General features: G+C 63.8%; 16 protein-coding genes and 1 pseudogene. 14 read left to right on the top strand and 3 right to left on the bottom strand.

The window, feature by feature from the left end; genetic code table 11:
- Positions 1–85: 85 nt before the first annotated feature.
- Positions 86–1,597 carry a hypothetical protein gene (locus tag ACIP02_RS22650; RefSeq protein WP_400620871.1) on the bottom strand — a complete coding sequence of 504 codons (1,512 nt, stop codon included), beginning with the start codon at positions 1,595–1,597 and terminating at the stop codon, positions 86–88.
- A gap of 171 nt (positions 1,598–1,768) precedes the next feature.
- Between ACIP02_RS22650 and ACIP02_RS22645 the strand changes: the two genes are divergently transcribed.
- From ACIP02_RS22645 to ACIP02_RS22635, 3 genes are all read left to right on the top strand, one after another.
- Positions 1,769–2,392 (top strand): glutathione S-transferase, encoded by a 624-nt coding sequence (locus tag ACIP02_RS22645; RefSeq protein WP_400620868.1) that lies wholly within the window; start codon positions 1,769–1,771, stop codon positions 2,390–2,392.
- Positions 2,393–2,537: 145 nt separating this feature from the next.
- Entirely contained in the window at positions 2,538–3,470 is a 933-nt protein-coding gene (locus ACIP02_RS22640; protein WP_400620865.1) for an ABC transporter ATP-binding protein, read from the top strand.
- Positions 3,467–4,246: an ABC transporter permease gene (locus ACIP02_RS22635; protein WP_201206088.1), complete on the top strand. Its 780-nt coding sequence runs from the start codon at positions 3,467–3,469 to the stop codon at positions 4,244–4,246. Before ACIP02_RS22640 ends, ACIP02_RS22635 begins: the two co-directional genes overlap by 4 nt.
- A gap of 9 nt (positions 4,247–4,255) precedes the next feature.
- On the opposite strand, the pseudogene ACIP02_RS22630 reads toward ACIP02_RS22635, so the two are convergent.
- Positions 4,256–4,762: pseudogene (locus ACIP02_RS22630) on the bottom strand (DUF2062 domain-containing protein); the annotation flags it as partial.
- A gap of 142 nt (positions 4,763–4,904) precedes the next feature.
- Here ACIP02_RS22630 and ACIP02_RS22625 point away from each other — a divergent pair.
- The 8 genes from ACIP02_RS22625 (at position 4,905) to murB (ending at position 12,032) form a co-directional block, all read left to right on the top strand.
- The gene (locus ACIP02_RS22625; RefSeq protein ID WP_400620862.1) at positions 4,905–7,112 is read left to right on the top strand and encodes a DNA internalization-related competence protein ComEC/Rec2; all 2,208 of its coding nucleotides are present in this window, start codon (positions 4,905–4,907) and stop codon (positions 7,110–7,112) included.
- A gap of 381 nt (positions 7,113–7,493) precedes the next feature.
- A complete protein-coding gene (locus ACIP02_RS22620; RefSeq protein WP_201204667.1) occupies positions 7,494–8,129 on the top strand; it encodes a MotA/TolQ/ExbB proton channel family protein in 636 nt (211 codons plus the stop codon).
- Positions 8,126–8,560 (top strand): biopolymer transporter ExbD, encoded by a 435-nt coding sequence (locus ACIP02_RS22615; RefSeq protein WP_012271149.1) that lies wholly within the window; start codon positions 8,126–8,128, stop codon positions 8,558–8,560. The genes ACIP02_RS22620 and ACIP02_RS22615 overlap by 4 nt, the downstream gene beginning before the upstream one ends.
- Positions 8,560–9,561, top strand: a complete 1,002-nt coding sequence (gene lpxK / locus ACIP02_RS22610) for a tetraacyldisaccharide 4'-kinase (RefSeq protein ID WP_400620857.1) — start codon at positions 8,560–8,562, stop codon at positions 9,559–9,561. The genes ACIP02_RS22615 and lpxK overlap by 1 nt, the downstream gene beginning before the upstream one ends.
- 44 nt (positions 9,562–9,605) lie before the next feature.
- The gene (locus ACIP02_RS22605) at positions 9,606–9,791 is read left to right on the top strand and encodes a Trm112 family protein (RefSeq protein WP_003247142.1); all 186 of its coding nucleotides are present in this window, start codon (positions 9,606–9,608) and stop codon (positions 9,789–9,791) included.
- Positions 9,788–10,552 (top strand): 3-deoxy-manno-octulosonate cytidylyltransferase, encoded by a 765-nt coding sequence (kdsB, locus tag ACIP02_RS22600; RefSeq protein ID WP_400620853.1) that lies wholly within the window; start codon positions 9,788–9,790, stop codon positions 10,550–10,552. Before ACIP02_RS22605 ends, kdsB begins: the two co-directional genes overlap by 4 nt.
- Positions 10,552–11,016, top strand: coding sequence for a low molecular weight protein-tyrosine-phosphatase (locus ACIP02_RS22595; protein ID WP_400620850.1), 465 nt, complete (start codon positions 10,552–10,554; stop codon positions 11,014–11,016). The genes kdsB and ACIP02_RS22595 overlap by 1 nt, the downstream gene beginning before the upstream one ends.
- Entirely contained in the window at positions 11,013–12,032 is a 1,020-nt protein-coding gene (murB, locus tag ACIP02_RS22590) for a UDP-N-acetylmuramate dehydrogenase (RefSeq protein ID WP_400620847.1), read from the top strand. Before ACIP02_RS22595 ends, murB begins: the two co-directional genes overlap by 4 nt.
- 215 nt (positions 12,033–12,247) lie before the next feature.
- Here murB and rne read toward each other — a convergent pair whose 3' ends face one another.
- The gene (gene rne / locus ACIP02_RS22585) at positions 12,248–15,514 is read right to left on the bottom strand and encodes a ribonuclease E (RefSeq protein ID WP_400620844.1); all 3,267 of its coding nucleotides are present in this window, start codon (positions 15,512–15,514) and stop codon (positions 12,248–12,250) included.
- An 805-nt stretch (positions 15,515–16,319) separates the two neighbouring features.
- Between rne and rluC the strand changes: the two genes are divergently transcribed.
- From rluC to ACIP02_RS22570, 3 genes are read left to right on the top strand one after another with little or no spacing between them, the layout of a single operon-like run.
- A complete protein-coding gene (rluC, locus tag ACIP02_RS22580) occupies positions 16,320–17,276 on the top strand; it encodes a 23S rRNA pseudouridine(955/2504/2580) synthase RluC (protein WP_400620841.1) in 957 nt (318 codons plus the stop codon).
- A gap of 3 nt (positions 17,277–17,279) precedes the next feature.
- Complete coding sequence (locus ACIP02_RS22575) at positions 17,280–17,954, top strand: HAD family hydrolase (RefSeq protein ID WP_400620838.1); 675 nt, start codon at positions 17,280–17,282, stop codon at positions 17,952–17,954.
- A 6-nt stretch (positions 17,955–17,960) separates the two neighbouring features.
- Complete coding sequence (locus ACIP02_RS22570; RefSeq protein WP_400620835.1) at positions 17,961–18,950, top strand: S49 family peptidase; 990 nt, start codon at positions 17,961–17,963, stop codon at positions 18,948–18,950.
- Positions 18,951–19,118 lie beyond the last annotated feature (168 nt).

The following is a 19,118-nucleotide window of genomic DNA, read 5'->3' as shown; positions in this document are numbered from 1 at the left end:
AGACGGCTGCCTGGTAAAGACCTGACCTGAACAGTGACAGGGTGTGGCTGAAGGCGTTCACTGCAAGGTGACCAAGGCCGCGCAGTCAACGCTTGTTCCAGCGGGCCACAAAGGTTTCGGCCGTCATCAACGGTACGGGCACGATGATGTAGGCCCAGTACCAATTGATCGGGTCGTCCATCACGGCCTGGATCACGGTGAAGCGGCTGCTCAGGCCGGGTGTAAAGATGCCGGTCTTGTCGACTTTGCCGTCCCCCGCCAGCACTTTCCATTGCGTCATGCTGGCCGGTGCCTCGGCTTCTTTGCCGGTATTCCTGTCGATGTAACAGAAACGCAATTTCAAACGGCCCTGAACCCATTCGGTCTTGAAGAAAAAGTTGGGGGCGGTGTTCAGTACCACGAAGGTTGAAACAAGGGGTAGCAAGGCAAAACCGGTAATTACCCGGTCTATTCGCACCGGCTCTTTGAATGACGTTCTGGTTGCTGTTGGCTCTTGGGTCAGGCTGTTGTCAGCCAGGCGAATTTCCGGTTTGACCGGCGCTGAGTATTCGCATACGTAGCCATTTGGCTTCAATGAACCGTGGCCGCCTCCATCCAGTTCCCAGCGAGGAGTAGCAGTACCTTGCGGCCTCACCTCGACCTTGTGGGCAGTGCTTCCGGCGCTGACCGCTGCGACCAGGGGGTCGGCATGGAAGCTCAGTGATGCCAGCGGTTGTGCCTGCTGCGCATTGGCGCGCAGGAACCTGTACGACATTTTGTGAACATAGTTTTCAATCACATCAATCTTGTCGCACAGCACATAGGACGGTGGTAGCAAGAGGAGGGCAAGGTCGGTGAAATCGTTGTAGTAAATCGGGTCTGGCATTTCGGCATGGGGCATGTAGACCGCCAGTTGATCCCAAGGCGTGCTGTCTTGCGTGGGGAAGCTTCCTGTGCTGCTGTTCCCATTCACGATGTACAGAACGTGAGCGCCTGAAGTCGGGTGCTTGCGCAGGTAGAGTCGCAACTGGGACAGCAGCCAGTTACTTTGTGCAGCGGCTGCAACCTTGTAGGGCTGAATGATGCGCTGCTCGTCCGGCAAGGCATTGAAGCGTTGGCGAAAAATGTCTGCCAGCTCTACGTCAGGCCGCTCCGAACCCGTGGCCTGTATATAGAAGGTGGAGTCTTTACCAACTTTCAGTGTCAGCGCTGCGCCAGGCCCTGCACAGTGCCCGACGAACCCATCCAGGGGGAACTCCTGATAGAGGAATTGCGGTTCGTTCCTGGTAAAAGCAATTACCCGGTCGAGGCTTGCCCTGGGCTTGCCACCAAATACCGGCGCGGACCAGATGAAGTTGGCATATGACATGATGCGTGAGCAGACGCGCACACGGTCCTGAAGATATTGCACAAATGGCGTCGCAAGTTCGCAGGTGACCAGCTCGCTGGTTGCGCCCCTTAGCCGCTCGTAGTGAATGGTCTCGTGAAGTATGGGTGGCTTCGATACGATCAGTTGCTCGCGCGCAGTATTGATTTTGGCTGCGTCGAATATGACGTGAATGCGCCAGCCGCGCATGTTGTGATCCGGTTGTATGGGGGCATGCGTATCCTGTTCCATGGTGTGGCCTCACTGTGCGGGTAAGTGAGGTGAGTGCAACACGTGCACTGCACCCTCGCTACTGGCAGATTTGCCAGGTAGGCGGTGCCTGGTTGTGCCCGCGTGGTTTCGGCTGCAACCTGGAAGCTGTAGGGGTAGACTCTCCCTTCGTGTTCATTCAGGGATGTCGACATGCTGAAGATCTGGGGCCGCAAGAATTCGAGCAATGTGCGCAAGGCGCTGTGGATCGCCCACGAACTGGGCCTGGACTTCGAGGCCATCGACGCCGGCGGCGCCTTCGGCGTGGTCAACGAGCCGCACTACCGCGCCCGCAACCCCAACGGCCTGGTGCCGATGCTGGAGGACGGCGACCTGACCCTGTGGGAGTCCAACACCATCGTCCGCTACCTGTGCGCCGAGTACGGTGCAGAGCAGGGTTGGTACCTGAAAGACCCGCGCCAGCGCGCCCTGGCCGACAAGTGGATGGACTGGACCACCTCGTCCTTCGCCACGCCGTTCCGCCCGCTGTTCTGGGGCCTGCTGCGCACCCCGGAAGACCAGCGCGACTGGGTGGCGATCAACGCTGCGCACAAGCAATGCGCGCAGCTGCTGGCCATCGCCGACGAAACCCTGGCCAAACAGCCGTACCTGTCCGGTGACCAGATCGGCATGGGCGACATCCCACTGGGCAGCTTCGTCTATGCCTGGTTCGAAATGCCCATCGAACGCCCGGCCATGCACCACCTGGAGGCCTGGTACCAACGCCTGAAGGCGCGGCCGGCCTACCAGGCTGCGGTGATGACTGCGCTGACCTGATCGAACACCACGGCTGTTTCGATAGTCACTATCAATACACATGACTGTACTTGTGCGGCCTGGCCTTGCACCATTGGCCGCACTCACTGCGCCAGTGACGTTATCTGGCGTGTCCTGCACCTTATTCTTCGGTAAGTGACCCGCTATGAGTTCTGCCCTGTCCATCCGACAGCTGACCAAAACCTACGGCAACGGCTTCCAGGCCCTGAAGGGCATCGATCTGGACGTTGCCGAAGGCGACTTCTTCGCTTTGCTCGGCCCCAACGGCGCCGGCAAATCCACCACCATCGGCATCCTTTCCACCCTGGTGAACAAGACCAGCGGCACGGTCAACGTATTCGGCCACGACCTGGACCGCGAGCCCTCGGCGCTCAAGCGTTGCCTGGGCGTGGTGCCGCAGGAGTTCAACTTCAACCAGTTCGAGAAGTGCTTCGACATTGTCGTGACCCAGGCCGGCTACTACGGTATCCCGCCCAAGGTGGCCAAGGCGCGTGCCGAGCAGTACCTGACCCAGCTGGGCCTGTGGGACAAGCGTGACGTGCCCTCGCGTTCGTTGTCGGGCGGCATGAAGCGGCGGCTGATGATTGCCCGCGCGCTGATCCACGAGCCACGCCTGCTGATCCTCGACGAGCCCACTGCCGGCGTGGACATCGAGTTGCGCCGTTCGATGTGGAGCTTCCTCACCGAGCTGAACCAGAAAGGCATCACCATCATCCTCACCACCCACTACCTGGAAGAGGCTGAGCAGCTGTGCCGTAACATCGGCATCATCGACCACGGCACCATCGTCGAGAACACCAGCATGCGCCAGTTGCTGGGCAAGCTGCATGTCGAAACCTTCGTCCTCGACCTCAAGCAGGACCTGGTCTCGGCGCCTGCGCTGCAGGGTTACCCATGCCGGCTGCTGACGCCGCACAGCCTGGAAGTGCAGGTGGAAAAGGACATCGGCATTACCGCGCTGTTCGGCCAGTTGGCGCTGCAGAACATCGAAGTGCAAAGCCTGCGCAACAAGACCAACCGACTTGAGGAGCTGTTCGTGTCCCTGGTGGAAAAAAACCTGTCGAAGGTGGCTGTATGAGTGTGGAACTGCGCACCAACTGGGTCGCCCTGAACACCATCGTCTACCGTGAAGTGCGGCGCTTTTTGCGCATCTGGCCGCAGACCCTGCTGCCGCCGGCAATCACCATGGTCCTGTACTTCGTCATCTTCGGTAACCTGATCGGCCGGCAGATCGGCGACATGGGTGGCTTCACCTACATGCAGTACATTGTGCCGGGGCTGATCATGATGTCGGTGATTACCAACTCGTACGGCAACGTGGTCTCTAGCTTCTTCGGCAGCAAGTTCCAGCGTTCGATCGAAGAGCTGATGGTATCGCCGGTATCGCCGCACACCATCCTCGTCGGCTATGTGCTGGGCGGCGTGCTGCGCGGTTTGGCGGTGGGGGTGATCGTGACCATCCTGTCGATGTTTTTCACCGACCTGCAGGTGCACCACCTGGGCGTGACCGTGATCGTGGTGCTACTGACTGCGACCATCTTCTCGCTGCTGGGCTTTGTCAACGCGGTGTTTGCGCGCAACTTCGACGATATTTCGATCATCCCGACCTTCGTGCTGACGCCACTGACCTACCTGGGCGGGGTGTTCTACTCGATCAACCTGCTGCCACCGTTCTGGCAGACCGTGTCGCTGGCCAACCCGGTGCTGCACATGGTCAACTCGTTCCGCTACGGCATTCTAGGGGTGTCGGATATCAGCATTGGTACGGCGATCACCTTCATGCTGGTGGCCACTGCGGTGCTCTACACCCTGTGTGTTCGCCTGCTGGTCAGCGGCCGCGGCATGCGCGCCTGAGGCCTTGCACCGGCATTGGCGGCGACGCCATTGCCGGCCCACCCACCAGCGCCAGTACAGCATGGTGGCGAAGTAGCCCACGATGCCCAGCACCACGCCGCACACCACCGAGCCGAGCAGGAAGGGCTGCCACAGCGTCGCCAGCTGGTCGGTGATCCATTCGAAGGTCAGTTCGTCGGGCAGGGTGCGTGGCGGTACCTGCATCAGCCAGGCACCGGTCATGTAGGTGACGAAGAACACCGGCGGCATGGTCAGCGGGTTGGTCAACCACACCAGGCTGACCGCGATCGGCAGGTTACCGCGCAGCGGAATGGCCAGTGCGGCAGCCAGCAGCATCTGCGCCGGCATCGGGATCAGCGCCGCGAACAGGCCCACGCCCATGGCCCGCGCCACCGAATGGCGATTCAGGTGCCAGAGGTTCGGGTCGTGCAGCAACTTGCCGAAAAAGCGTAAGGACTTGTGTTCCCGAATGCTGGTCGGGTCCGGCATGTAGCGTTTGAACAGGCGGCGCGGCATGTGGGCTCCCGGAGCGTTGATCCGGGCAGTATGCCCTTATTCCCGTTCAGCCTCGTTTAGAGTTTGTGACAATTGTTGAGCAAGCCTTGCCGGCAATTGGGCTATGCCTCAGGGGGTGATCCGCCTTCTGGAGCTCTACCTCATGCGCACAGGGATGTTTGCGCTCGCGCTCGGGCTGCTTTGCCTGGGCTTTCTCCCCGCCTTGCCATCGGTCGGATGGTTGCTGGCGTTGGCTGCCTGCGCTGCCGTCTGCCTGGTTACCCGGTTGTGGCCGTTGGGTTGTTTTCTGCTGGGGTTGTGTTGGGCCTGCTGGTCCGCCCAGCAGGCGCTCGATGATCGCCTGGCTGCCGGCCTGGATGGCCGCACGGTATGGCTGGAGGGGCAGGTGGTCGGCTTGCCGACCCGGACTGCGCAAGGGGTGCGTTTTGAACTGGAAGCGGCCCGCTCACGGCGCGCCGAGCTGCCACGACGCCTGCAGTTGAGCTGGTTCGACGGGCCGCCGCTGCAGGGCGGCGAGCAGTGGCGCCTGGCGGTAACCTTGCAGCGACCGGCCGGGCTGCTTAACCCTCATGGGCCTGACCGGGAAGCGCAACTGCTGGCGCGTCGGGTGGGCGCCACCGGCACGGTCAAGGCCGGGCACCTGCTGGCGCCCGTTGTCGGCGGCTGGCGCGACACGCTACGCCAGCGCCTGTTGGCCGTCGACGCCAATGGGCGGCAAGCGGCGCTGGTGGCACTGGTGCTTGGTGACGGGGCGGGCCTGGCCCGGGAGGACTGGCAGACATTGCAGGCCACCGGCACTGTGCACTTGCTGGTGATTTCTGGCCAGCACATCGGTCTGCTGGCCGGTTTGCTGTATGGCCTGGTCGCCGGTTTGGCGCGCTGGGGGCTGTGGCCGGCCCGGCTACCGTGGTTGCCTTGCGCCTGTGGGCTGGCGCTGACTGCCGCGCTGGCCTACGGCTGGGTGGCCGGTGCCGGCGTGCCGGTGCAGCGCGCCTGCCTGATGCTGGCCGTGGTGCTGCTCTGGCGCCTGCGCTTTCGTCATCTTGGGGCTTTTCTGCCGTTGCTGCTGGCGCTGGTTGCCGTCTTGCTGGTCGAGCCGCTGGCGGCGCTGCTGCCCGGCTTCTGGCTATCGTTTGGTGCCGTCGCCACGCTTATCTATTGCTTCAGTGCCCGCCTGGGGGGCTGGCGGCCCTGGCAGGCCTGGACGCGGGCGCAGTGGGTAATCGCCATCGGGTTGCTGCCGGTGCTGCTGGCCGTGGGTTTGCCCGTGAGCCTGAGTGCGCCGCTGGCCAACCTGGTGGCGGTGCCGTGGATCAGCCTGGCGGTATTGCCGGTAGCGTTGCTGGGCACGTTGCTGCTGCCCCTTGCCGGGGTAGGGGAAGCGCTTTTGTGGCTGGCGGGTGGCTTGCTGGATGTGCTGTTTCGCGGGCTGGCACTGGTGGCGCAGCAACGGCCAGCGTGGGTGCCACCCGCGTTGCCACTGTGGGCCTGGATGCTGGTCTGCCTGGGTGCCTTGCTGGTGTTGCTGCCCCGTGGCGTGCCGCTGCGCGGCTTGGGTGGGGTGATGTTGCTGGCGTTGTGGGTGCCGCGGGAGCCGGTGCCTTTCGGGCAGGTCGAGGTCTGGCAGCTGGACGTTGGCCAGGGCTTGGCGGTGCTGTTGCGTACCCGCCATCACAACCTGCTGTACGACGCAGGGCCGGCCAGGGGCGAAAGTGACCTGGGGGAGCGGGTGGTGCTGCCGACCTTGCGCAAGCTGGGGGTGGCTAGCCTGGACCTGATGCTGGTCAGCCATGCCCATGCCGATCATGCCGGGGGGGCTGCGGCGATCCTGCGTGGCCTGCCGGTCGAGCGGGTAATCGGTGGGGAAGCGCTGGACGATGTGCAGTTGCAGCCTTGTGGCAGCGGCGAGCAATGGGACTGGGATGGTGTGCGTTTTTCGTTGTGGCGCTGGGCGGGCGGGCAGAGCAGCAATGACCGTTCTTGTGTGTTGCTGGTTGAGGCACAGGGCGAGCGCTTGCTGCTGGCGGGGGATATGGAGGCCGGGGCCGAACGGGCCTGGCTGGAGGCTACTGATGCTCCGCGTATTGATTGGCTGCAGTCACCGCACCACGGCAGCCGCAGTTCTTCTAGCGAAGCTTTTATCCATGCCACGGCGCCACGTGGGGTGCTGATTTCGCGGGGGCGTAATAATAGCTTCGGGCACCCGCATGGGCAGGTGGTGGAGCGCTATCGGCGGCATGGGGTGGTAATGCATGACACGGCGGTGGAGGGGGCTTTGCGGTTGGTGTTGGGTAGGGGGGGAGAGGTTGAGGGTATGCGGGGGCAGCGGCGGTTCTGGCGGGGGCGGTGAGGTTGGCGCTGATAGGTGCTTGCCATAAGATCTTCAGCGCCTATGAGATCGAGCGCCGCCCGCGCGGCGCATCGCGGATAAATCCGCTCCTACATTTGTTGCAACGTACCGAACCTGTTACGCCATGGTTGCCAGCCCTGGCGCATGACTCGAGACTTGCAAACCGGCTGACAACCATGGCCTGACAGGCATGGCCACGTTGCAACACATGTAGGAGCGGATTTATCCGCGATGCGCCGCGCGGGCGGCGCTCGATCTTGCAGGCGCTGAATTTGCCATGGCGAACACTTGCGAGCCCCCACCAATTCCCTGACCTCCGGCAGATGAGCCCCCCGCGCGCCTATGGTAGAGTGGCGGCCTTTTTCCGAAGGGGCGTTTACTGTGTGGGAATTGGTCAAGTCCGGTGGTTGGATGATGCTGCCGATCATTCTGAGTTCCATCGCTGCCATGGCTATCGTCGTCGAGCGCCTGTGGACCCTGCGCGCCAGCCGCGTCACCCCGCCGCACCTGCTGGGCCAGGTATGGATGTGGATCAAGGACAAGCAACTCACCAGTGACAAGCTCAAGGCCCTGCGTGCCGATTCGCCACTGGGCGAAATCCTCGCCGCAGGCCTGGCCAACTCGCGCCATGGCCGCGAAATCATGAAAGAGTGCATCGAGGAAGCCGCCTCGCGCGTCATCCACGAACTGGAGCGCTACATCAGCACCCTCGGCACCATTGCCGCCATGGCCCCGCTGCTGGGCCTGCTGGGTACCGTGCTGGGCATGATCGACATTTTCAGCGCTTTCATGGGCTCGCAGATGACCACCAATGCCGCTGTCCTGGCCGGTGGTATCTCCAAGGCGCTGGTCACCACGGCGGCCGGCCTGATGGTCGGTATCCCGGCGGTGTTCTTCCACCGCTTCCTGCTGCGCCGCATCGATGAGCTGGTGGTGGGCATGGAGCAGGAGGCAATCAAGCTGGTGGAAGTGCTGCAGGGCGACCGCGAAGTGGAAGTGGCCGGAGGCAAGGCGTGAAGTTCCGGCGCAATCGCCAGCGGGAGAACGTCGACATCAATCTGGCGTCGTTGATCGACGTGGTGTTCGTCCTGCTGCTGTTCTTCGTGGTCACCACCACCTTCACCCGCGAGACCCAGCTGCGCGTCGAGCTGCCTGAGGCAGCCAGTGCCGAGCAGGCGCCGGCCGACCAGGGCAAGTTGGTGGAAATCACCATCAGCGCCGAAGGCGTGTATTCGGTGAACAACCACCTGCTGCCCAAGAGCGACCTGGCCACCCTGAGCGAGGCCATCGAACGTGAGTCGGGCGGCGACAACAAGCTGCCGCTGGCCATCAGCGCCGACGGCAAGACCCCGCACCAGGCTGTGGTCACTGCAATGGATGCCGCCGGCAAGCTCGGTTTCAGCCAGTTGCGCATGACCACCGTCGAGGCGGCCCAGGGTACGCCTTGATGGCCTTCGCCGACCGCCTGCTTGCCGCCTGGTACACCGGGCACCCGGCGCTGGCGTTGCTGCGCCCGCTGGAGGCGCTGTACCGCCGTGTGGTCACGCGCAAGCGCGCGCGTTTTCTCAGCGGTGAAAGCGCCAGCTACCGGGCCCCGGTGCCGGTCATCGTGGTGGGTAACATCACCGTCGGTGGTACCGGCAAGACACCGATGATTCTCTGGCTGATCGAGCACTGCCGCCAGCAGGGGCTGAAGGTGGGCGTGGTCAGCCGTGGTTACGGTGCCAAGCCACCGCAGCTGCCCTGGCGCGTGCGCGCCGACCAGCCCGCCGGGCAAGCCGGTGACGAACCGCTGCTGATCGTGCAGCGCACCGGCGTGCCGCTGATGATCGACCCCGACCGCGCCCGTGCGGTGCAGGCGCTGCTGGCCAGCGAAACGCTCGACCTGATCCTGTGTGACGACGGCATGCAGCACTACCGCCTGGCCCGTGACCTGGAGCTGGTACTGATCGACGCCGCGCGTGGCCTTGGCAACGGCCGCTGCCTGCCGGCCGGCCCCCTGCGCGAACCTGCCGAGCGCCTGCAGGGCGCCGACGCGGTGCTGTTCAATGGCGCCAGCGCAGATCGCGCCGACGGTTTTGGCTTTTGCCTGCAGCCATCGGCCCTGGTCAACCTGCGCAGTGGTGAACGCCGCCCGCTTGACCATTTCCCCGCAGGCCAGCGCCTGCACGCGGTGGCCGGTATCGGTAACCCGCAACGTTTCTTCAATACCCTGCTGGGGCTAAACTGGCAGCCGCTGCCGCACCCGTTCGCCGACCATGCGCAATTCAGCGCCCGGAGCCTGGCCTTCAACCCGCCATTGCCGCTGGTCATGACCGAGAAGGACGCGGTGAAATGCCGGCCCTTCGCCGCTGATGACTGGTGGTACCTGGCTGTCGAAGCGCAGCCCACGCCGGCGTTCAGCGCCTGGTTCGACAGCCAGTTGCAGCGCCTGCTGCGCAAGCCCTGAGCCTGTTTTCATTTTCCGGCCACCTGGCCTAAAGGACGCTTTCAATGGACACCAAACTGCTCGATATCCTGGCCTGCCCGATCACCAAGGGCCCGCTCAAGCTCAGTGCCGACAAGACCGAGCTGATCAGCAAGGGCGCTGGCCTGGCTTACCCGATTCGCGACGGTATTCCGGTCATGCTGGAAAGCGAAGCACGCACCCTGACCGACGACGAGCGCCTGGACAAATGAGCCTGAACTACACCGTGGTGATCCCCGCCCGCTTGCGCTCCACGCGTTTGCCAGGCAAGCCGCTGCTGGCAATCGCCGGCAAGCCGATGGTGCAGCATGTGTGGGAGCAGGCGCGCAAGAGCGCTGCCGGTCGCGTGGTCATTGCCACCGACGATGCCAGCATCTTCGAGGCGTGCCAGGCGTTTGGCGCCGAAGTACTGATGACCCGTGTCGACCATGAGTCGGGCACTGACCGCCTGGCCGAAGTGGCCGCGCAACTGGGCCTGGCTGCCGATGCCATCGTGGTCAACGTGCAAGGCGACGAGCCGCTGATTCCACCGGTGATCATTGACCAGGTGGCCGCCAACCTGGCAGCCCACCCGGAAGCGGGCATCGCCACCTTGGCCGAACTCATTCATGAGCCGGAAACCGTGTTCAACCCCAACGCGGTCAAGGTTGTCAGCGACAAGAACGGCCTGGCCCTGACCTTCAGCCGTGCGCCGCTGCCGTGGGCGCGCGATACCTTCGCCAATGGCCGTGACCAGCTGCCGCAAGGTGTGCCTTACCGCCGTCACATCGGCATGTACGCCTATCGCGTTGGTTTCTTGCATGACTTCGTCAGCTGGGGCCCATGCTGGCTCGAGCAGGCCGAAGCCCTGGAGCAGTTGCGTGCCTTGTGGCACGGCGTGCGCATTCACGTCGAGGACGCCATCGAAGCGCCTGCCGTGGGTGTGGATACCCCAGAAGACCTGGAGCGCGTGCGGCGCTTGCTGGAGGCCTGATGCGCGTCCTGTTCGTGTGCCTGGGCAACATCTGCCGTTCGCCCACTGCCGAAGGCGTGCTGCGCCAGCAATTGCAGGCGGCCGGGCTTGCCGGCCAAGTCCGCGTGGCCTCGGCCGGTACCGGCGACTGGCACGTTGGCAAGGCGCCCGACAGCCGTACCTGCAAGGCGGCGCTGGCGCGTGGCTATGACCTGTCGCAGCAACGTGCCCAGCAGGTCACTGCGGCGCACTTTGCCGAGTACGACCTGGTCCTGGCCATGGACGAAAACAACCTGCGCGATCTGCGAGCCCTGCGCCCGCACACCGCCGTGGGCGAGCTCGACCTGTTCCTGCGTCGCTACGGTGCAGCGCTGGATGAGGTGCCCGACCCGTACTATGGCGGGGCCGACGGCTTCGAGCAGGTACTCGACCTGGTCGAGGCGGCTTGCCAGGCGCTGGTACTGGAAATCAAGGGGCGGTTATGACAGGGCAGTGGCAGGAGCAGGTATCGCTCAAGCCTTACAACACCTTCGGCATCGACGTGAAGGCGCGCTATTTCAGCCAGGCGCAGGATGACCAGCAAGTGCGTCAGGCGTTGGGCCAGGCGCAACAACAGGGCTTGCCGGTGCTGGTGATCGGTGGCGGCAGCAACCTGCTGCTGACCCGCGACATCGAGGCCCTGGTGCTGCACATGGCCAGCCGTGGCCGGCGTGTGCTCAGTGACGATGGCGAGCAGGTGGTGGTCGAGGCCGAGGCCGGTGAGCCGTGGCACCCGTTCGTGCAGTGGACGCTGGCGCAGGGCTATTGCGGGCTGGAGAACCTCAGCCTGATCCCCGGTACCGTGGGTGCTGCGCCGATGCAGAACGTGGGTGCCTATGGGGTGGAGATCAAGGACGTGTTTGCCGGCCTGACTGCCCTGGACCGCGAGACCGGTGAGCTGCGTGACTTCGGCTTGGCGGAATGCGCCTTTGGTTACCGTGACAGCCTTTTCAAGCGTAATCCCGGCCGTTGGTTGATTCTGCGTGTGCGTTTTGCCTTGAGTCGCACCTTGCAGGCGCACCTGGACTATGGCCCAGTGCGTCAGCGGTTGGCGGAGCACGGCGTAACCGCGCCGACTGCGCAGGCGATCAGTGATGCAATTTGCAGCATTCGCCGCGAAAAGTTGCCAGACCCGGCTGAGCTGGGCAATGCCGGGAGTTTCTTCAAGAACCCGGTGGTTACGGCTGAGTCGGTCGAGCGGATTCGGGCGCAGCATCCGGGTGTGGTGGCTTATCCACAGGCGGATGGCCAGGTGAAGCTGGCGGCGGGCTGGTTGATCGAGCAGGCTGGCTGGAAGGGTTATCGCGACGCTGATGCCGGGGTGCATCGCTTGCAGTCGCTGGTGCTGGTCAACTACGGCCAGGCGAGCGGGGCGCAGATGCATGCGCTGGCGCGGCGGATCCAGGCCGATATCCTCGAGCGGTTCGGGGTTGCGCTGGAAATGGAGCCGAACCTGTACTGATGTGTTGCCTGTACCGGCCCTTTCGCGGCTAAAGCCGCTCCTACCTGTACCGCGCAGGTTTCGGTTTTGCGCAGTACATGTAGGAGCGGCTTTAGCCGCGAACACCGGCGCAGCCGGTGCCAGCCGCCGTGATGCCCGCTCCCACTGTTGAGGGCCACTCAAGAAAAAGCCCCGCCAGTTTGCACTGGCGGGGCTTTTTCATTCAGCCTTGGCTATCAACCGTGATGAGGCTTGTGCTCATCGGCGGCTTCCAGGGCTGGCTCCTCGGTAGCGGCAGCTGCTTCCTGCGCGGCTTTGGCTGCAGCTTCGGCTTCACGCTTGCGGCGGCGCACTTCACGCGGGTCGTTCGGCGCGCGGCCGTTGGACAGCATGACCGTAGCAGGCTCTGCCACGGCAGGGGCTTCGACCGGCGCAGGCTCGACAACCACGGGTGCAGGCTCGGCCACTGCTTCTGGCTGGGCTTCGACAACCGGGGCAGGCTGCTCGGCAACCGGGGCGACTTCGATCACGGCCGGAGCCTGTTCGATTTCACCGGCTTCGATTGCCGGGGCTTCTACCGGGGCTTCAACAGCTACGGTTTCGGTAACCACGGCCGGCTCGACAGCAGGCGCTTCTTCGACAACCGGCTGAGGCGCAACTTCGACCACGGGCTCGACAGTTGCCTCGACCACAGCTACTGGCTCGCTGAACGGCTGTTCGACCACGGGGGCCACAGCCACTTCTTCAGCTTCGGCTACCGCTTCAACCTGCTCGGCCTTTTCAGCCTGCTCGACCGGCTTGGCGACTTCGCTGTTGTCGGTTTCGGCAACGGCAGCAACTTCAGCCGTGGCCCGCTCGGCCTGCTGGTTGGCCTGGGCTTCGGCGTCGCTGCTGATGTTGCTGGTAGCAACAGCGGCAGTCACGGCCAGGCCCGCAGCCAGCTCGGCACCCAGCTCGGTGGCCTGATGCTGTTGTGGCTGCTCTTCGCTGCCTTCTTCTTCGCCGTCGATCAGCTCGCCATTGGCGTTGCGCTGGCGCTCACGACGGTTGCTGCGGCGACGCTGACCACGCGAACGGCGGCGAGGACGCTCGCCATCAGCGCCTTCCTGCTCGTCCTGCAGCAGCTCTTCGTTCGGCAGTTGCTCTTCGGCCAGCTCGGCAGCCTGTTCGGCCGCTTCTTCAGTAGCGCGTGGCTGACGCTCTTCGCGTGGTGGGCGTGGGGCACGTTCTTCGCGTGGAGCACGCTCTTCACGAGGGGCGCGTTCTTCGCGTGGAGCACGCTCTTCACGAGGAGCACGTTCTTCGCGTGGAGCACGTTCTTCACGAGGGGCACGTTCTTCACGTGGAGCACGTTCTTCACGGGCTACGCGCTCTTCACGTGGCTGGCGCTCTTCGCGTTCGGCTGGCGGGGTGGCGTCCAGCGGCTCACGCAGTTCACGCACGCGCTCTTCGCCACGGTTACCACGGCGGTCTTCGCGAGGCTGGCGTGGGGCGCGCTCTTCGCGTGGGGCGCGTTCTTCACGCGGTGCACGCTCTTCGCGTGGGGCGCGTTCTTCACGTGGCGCACGCTCTTCACGCGGGGCGCGTTCCTCGCGTGGCTGACGTTCCTCACGTGGTGCGCGCTCGCCACGCTCTTCACGCGGCTTGCGCTCTTCGTCGCGGCGGCCGTTGCGGTTGCGGCTCTGCTGGCGGCCGTTACGGCGCTCTTCGTTGCGCGGGCTGCGCTCGGCGGCCGGTTTTTCAGCGGCGGCGACCACCGGTGCAGCGGCAGGCTCGTCCTTGCCGGCGAACAGGCTGACCAGCGACTTCACCAGGCCCTTGAACAGGCTTGGCTCCGGGGCGCTTGGGGCAGGGGCGACTGGCGCGGCAGGCTGCGGCTCTTCAGCGGCGGCCGGTACCGGTGCATTGGCGCGGGCCGGGGCGGTTTTCACCGCGGCTTCCTGGCGTACCAGGGTGCGGGTGGCAGTCGGCTGCGGCGCTTCTTCGGTTTCGCTGGCGGCGATTTCGTAGCTGGACTGGTTGTTCAGCACTTCCGGGTTGTCGTCGCGCAGGCGCTGGACTTCGAAATGCGGGGTTTCCAGGTGGTCGTTCGGCAGGATGATGATGCGCGCACGGGTACGCAGTTCGATCTTGGTGATCGAGTTACGCTTCTCGTTGAGCAGGAACGCGGCCACCGGGATCGGCACCTGGGCACGTACTTCGGCAGTGCGATCCTTCAGGGCTTCTTCTTCGATCAGGCGCAGAATGGCCAGCGACAACGACTCGACGTCTCGGATGATGCCGGTGCCGGAGCAGCGTGGGCAGACGATGCCGCTGCTTTCGCCCAGCGACGGGCGCAGGCGCTGGCGGGACATTTCCAGCAGGCCGAAGCGCGAGATGCGGCCCACTTGCACGCGGGCGCGGTCGGCTTCCAGGCATTCACGCACGCGTTCTTCCACGGCGCGCTGGTTCTTTGCCGGGGTCATGTCGATGAAGTCGATGACGATCAGGCCGCCGATGTCACGCAGGCGCAACTGTCGGGCGATTTCTTCGGCCGCTTCCAGGTTGGTCTGCAAGGCGGTTTCTTCGATGTCGCTGCCTTTGGTGGCACGCGCCGAGTTGATGTCGATAGACACCAGGGCTTCGGTCGGGTCGATCACGATCGAGCCGCCGGACGGCAGGTCGACCACGCGCTGGAAGGCGGTCTCGATCTGGCTTTCGATCTGGAAGCGGTTGAACAGCGGCACGCTGTCTTCGTACAGCTTGACCTTGCTGGCGTACTGCGGCATCACCTGGCGGATGAAGGTAAGGGCTTCTTCCTGGGCGTCGATGCTGTCGATCAGCACTTCGCCGATGTCTTGGCGCAGGTAGTCGCGGATGGCGCGGATGATGACGTTGCTTTCCTGGTAGATCAGGAATGGCGCAACGCGGTCCTGGGACGCTTCCTTGATGGCGGTCCACAGTTGCAGCAGGTAGTCGAGGTCCCACTGCATTTCTTCGCTGCTGCGGCCAAGGCCGGCAGTGCGCACGATCAGGCCCATGTCGCCCGGTACGGTCAGGCCGTTCAGGGCTTCGCGCAGTTCGTTGCGCTCTTCGCCTTCGATGCGGCGCGAGATGCCACCGGCACGCGGGTTGTTGGGCATCAGCACCAGGTAGCGGCCGGCCAGGCTGATGAAGGTGGTGAGGGCGGCGCCTTTGTTACCGCGCTCTTCCTTCTCGACCTGGACGATGACTTCCTGGCCTTCGCTGAGGACTTCCTTGATGTTGACCCGGCCTTCCGGGGCCTTCTTGAAGTATTCGCGGGAGATTTCTTTCAGCGGCAGGAAGCCGTGGCGTTCGGAACCGAAGTCGACGAAGGCGGCTTCGAGGCTGGGTTCGATGCGGGTGATCTTGCCTTTGTAGATGTTGGCCTTTTTCTGCTCGCGCGCGCCAGACTCGATGTCCAGGTCGTAGAGACGTTGGCCGTCCACCAGGGCTACACGCAACTCTTCGGGTTGAGTTGCGTTAATCAGCATTCTTTTCATGTTGTACCGTCGGTTTCCGGGCTGCCGGAAACGGCGTTCGGCACACACGACGTCTCATGGTCGGTGCCAAGGTGCGCAAAGGGTGGCTGGGCCACCCTCGTGTCGAGCAACGTTCGGCACCAGCCGGTTGCCCAGCCTGCCGTTGTCGCGACGACGCGTCCTGTTTGCTGCGGTGCCAACAAGGCCCCGGTGGCTTCGAATGGGTATCCGAATCAACCAAGCGGGCCTTGTGCACTCAGTCAGGAGGAGGAATCAACCGTCAGCCGTGGACGCCCGGGGGCATCTGTTCAGGACCTTATCCGCTCGCCGGCCATTGTACTGGGCCGGTGGCCGGACGCGGTGCTACACGGTCCGAGGGCTGTGCATCTCCACCCTGCACGTATCCCTGATAATTCGGGTGCTGCCGCGCGCTGAATCCGCAACGGGTTGCATTTTTCGCCAGCTTCAAAAGTGGGAAGCTGACGCCATTACATGTCCAAGGCAGGTATTTCCGAAGCATTCGCCGTGCGTTGCGTGGAAGCGACGGGGCGGGCAGAGGTACAGCGAAAAGAAGTGGGATAAGCAGGTGAAACACCGCACTTGTCGTTTTTTTTCGGCCTTCTCTACACAGCGCTGGTGGCGATTCCAGGCAATTCGGTAAACTGGCGAAAACCCCGTAGGACGGCCTCGCGTCCTGGAGAATTGCGAAGGTCAGGAACCGGCCAAGGGCCTGGTTTCGCTGGCCTGCCGCTTTTGGCGGCGTTCGCGACTATAGCAGCAATGATTAAGTGCTTCAATTCCATAAAAAATTGTTATGATTCCCGCCATGACGACCAATACCCCTCCGACTTCCGGCGTTCAGCTGATCGAAGTCGCGCCGGAGCTTGCCGGCCAACGCATCGACAATTTCCTCATCACGGCGCTCAAGGGCGTGCCCAGGACCCTGGTTTACCGCATCCTGCGCAAGGGTGAAGTACGGGTCAACAAGGGCCGCGTGAAGCCGGAGTACAAGATCCAGGCGGGCGACATCGTGCGGGTGCCGCCTGTCCGCCTGCCGGAGCGCGACGAGCCGGCGCCGGTGGCGCAGGGCCTGTTGCAGCGCCTGGAAGCGGCCATTGTCTATGAAGACAAGGCGCTGATCGTGATGAACAAGCCGTCCGGCATCGCCGTGCATGGTGGCAGTGGCCTGAGCTTCGGCGTGATCGAAGCGCTGCGCCAGCTGCGCCCGGATGCCAAGGAACTGGAACTGGTGCACCGCCTGGACCGCGACACCTCCGGCCTGCTGATGATCGCCAAGAAGCGCAGCATGTTGCGCCACCTGCACGCTGCCTTGCGCGGCGACGGTGTCGACAAGCGCTACATGGCACTGGTGCGCGGCCACTGGCCGACCGCCAAGAAGCAGGTCAACGCGCCGTTGCTCAAGAGCAACCTGCGTTCCGGCGAGCGCATGGTCGAAGTGAACGACGAGGGCAAGGAGGCGCTGACCCTGTTCCGCGTGCTGCGCCGCTTCGGCGACTTCGCCACCATTGTCGAGGCGCGCCCGATCACTGGCCGTACCCACCAGATTCGCGTGCATGCCCTGCATGCGGGGCACATGATCGCGGGTGACAGCAAGTACGGCGACGAAGATTTCAGCCGTGAAATTCGCGAGCTGGGTGGCAAGCGCCTGTTCCTGCATGCCTATGCGCTGACGGTGCCGCTGCCCGACGGTGGCGAGCTGAAGCTTGAAGCGCCTGTGGACGAGGTGTGGGCCAAAACTGTAGAACGTTTAAGTGCGCCGTGACCTATGAAGAAAGACTACGAGCTGCTGATCTTTGACTGGGACGGCACCCTGGCCGATTCCATCGGGCGAATTGTCGAAGCCATGAACGCCGCCGCCGAGCGCGCCGGCGAGGCGCAAAGCAGCGACGATGCGGTCAAGGGCATCATCGGCCTGGCCTTGGGCGAGGCAATCCACACCCTGTACCCGCACCTGGCGCCTGCCCAGGTCGAAAGCTTCCGCCAGCACTACGCCGATATCTACATGGCACTGGATCAGCAGCCTTCGCCGCTGTTCGAAGGCGTGACCGAGTCGCTGGATGCCTTCCGCGCCGAGGGTTACAGGCTGGCGGTGGCCACCGGCAAGGCCCGTCGCGGGCTGGACCGGGTGCTCAAAGCCAATGGCTGGGAGCAGTTCTTCGACATTACCCGCGCCGCCGATGAGACCCGTGGCAAACCACACCCGCTGATGCTCGAGGAAATCCTCGGCCATTGCGGCGTCGAACCGGCGCGTGCGCTGATGGTCGGAGATTCGGCATTCGACCTGCAGATGGCCAGCAATGCCGGCATGCATTCGGTGGCGGTGGGCTATGGTGCCATGTCGCTGCAAGCGCTGGCCGAGTTTGGTCCGCAGGTGTGCATCGATCATTTTTCCCAGCTGCGCGAGTGGCTGGGTGGTTCCGCAATTCCACTTCCAAGGTAGGTAAGCATGGCAGACGAATGGAAAGCCCCCGAGGCCGAACCCGAGGAGCGCGAAGAGCGCAAAAGCTGGAAGCTGCTGGAAAAGACCCTGCTGGCCAGCGTGCAGGAGCAGCGCCGGTCGCGGCGCTGGGGCATCTTCTTCAAGCTGCTGACCTTCGTCTACCTGTTCGGCATCCTGGCTTTGTTCTCGCCACTGATGGACATGGACAAGGCAGCCTCGCGCAGTGCCAGCCACACCGCGCTGGTCGAGGTGCGTGGGGTGATTGCCGACCAGGAGGCCGCCAGTGCCGACAACATCGTCAAGAGCCTGCGCGACGCGTTCAAGGACGGCAAGACCAAGGCTGTGGTAATGCGCATCAACAGTCCGGGCGGTAGCCCGGTGCAGGCGGGCTATGTGTATGACGAAATTCGTCGCCTGCGTGCCGAGTACCCGGCCATCAAGCTGTACGCGGTAATCGCTGACCTGGGTGCTTCCGGGGCTTATTACATCGCCAGTGCGGCGGATGAGATCTATGCCGACAAGGCTAGCCTGGTGGGCTCGATTGGTGTGACGGCGGCCGGTTACGGCTTTGTCGGCACCATGGAGAAGCTGGGTGTTGAGCGGCGTTCGTACACTTCGGGCGAGCACAAGGCCTTCCTTGACCCGTTCTCGCCGGAAAAGCCGGAAGAAACCCGGTTCTGGCAGGGTGTGCTGGACACTACCCACAACCAGTTCATCGCCATGGTCAAGCAGGGGCGCGGCGAGCGCCTGAAGGACAAGGAGCACCCGGAGCTGTTCAGTGGTCTGGTGTGGTCGGGCGAGCAGGCCAAGGCGTTGGGGCTTGTGGATGGCCTGGGCAGTGCCAGCTACGTGGCGCGTGAGATTGTGGGCGAGAAAGAGCTGGTGGACTTCACTGTGCAGGAATCGCCGTTTGATCGCTTCTCCAAGCGCGTGGGGGCCAGCGTGGCTGAGCACCTGGCGATGTGGATGGGGTTCCAGGGGCCGCAGTTGCGTTGAGGTTCGTCACGCATTTTATGGTGTTTGTGAGATCGAGCGCCGAAGCGTTCGCCTCGATGCATTCAGCGCCTGCGAAATCGAGCGCCGCAGGTGTTCGCCGAAACATTTGCAGCGCCTGTGAGATCGAGCGCCGCCCGCGCGGCGCTTCGCGGCTAAAGCCGCTCCTAC

Source organism: Pseudomonas sp. NPDC089408 (genome assembly GCF_044749445.1).
Classification (GTDB): Bacteria; Pseudomonadota; Gammaproteobacteria; order Pseudomonadales; family Pseudomonadaceae; genus Aquipseudomonas.
This window is presented reverse-complemented; position numbering and strand designations above follow the sequence as displayed.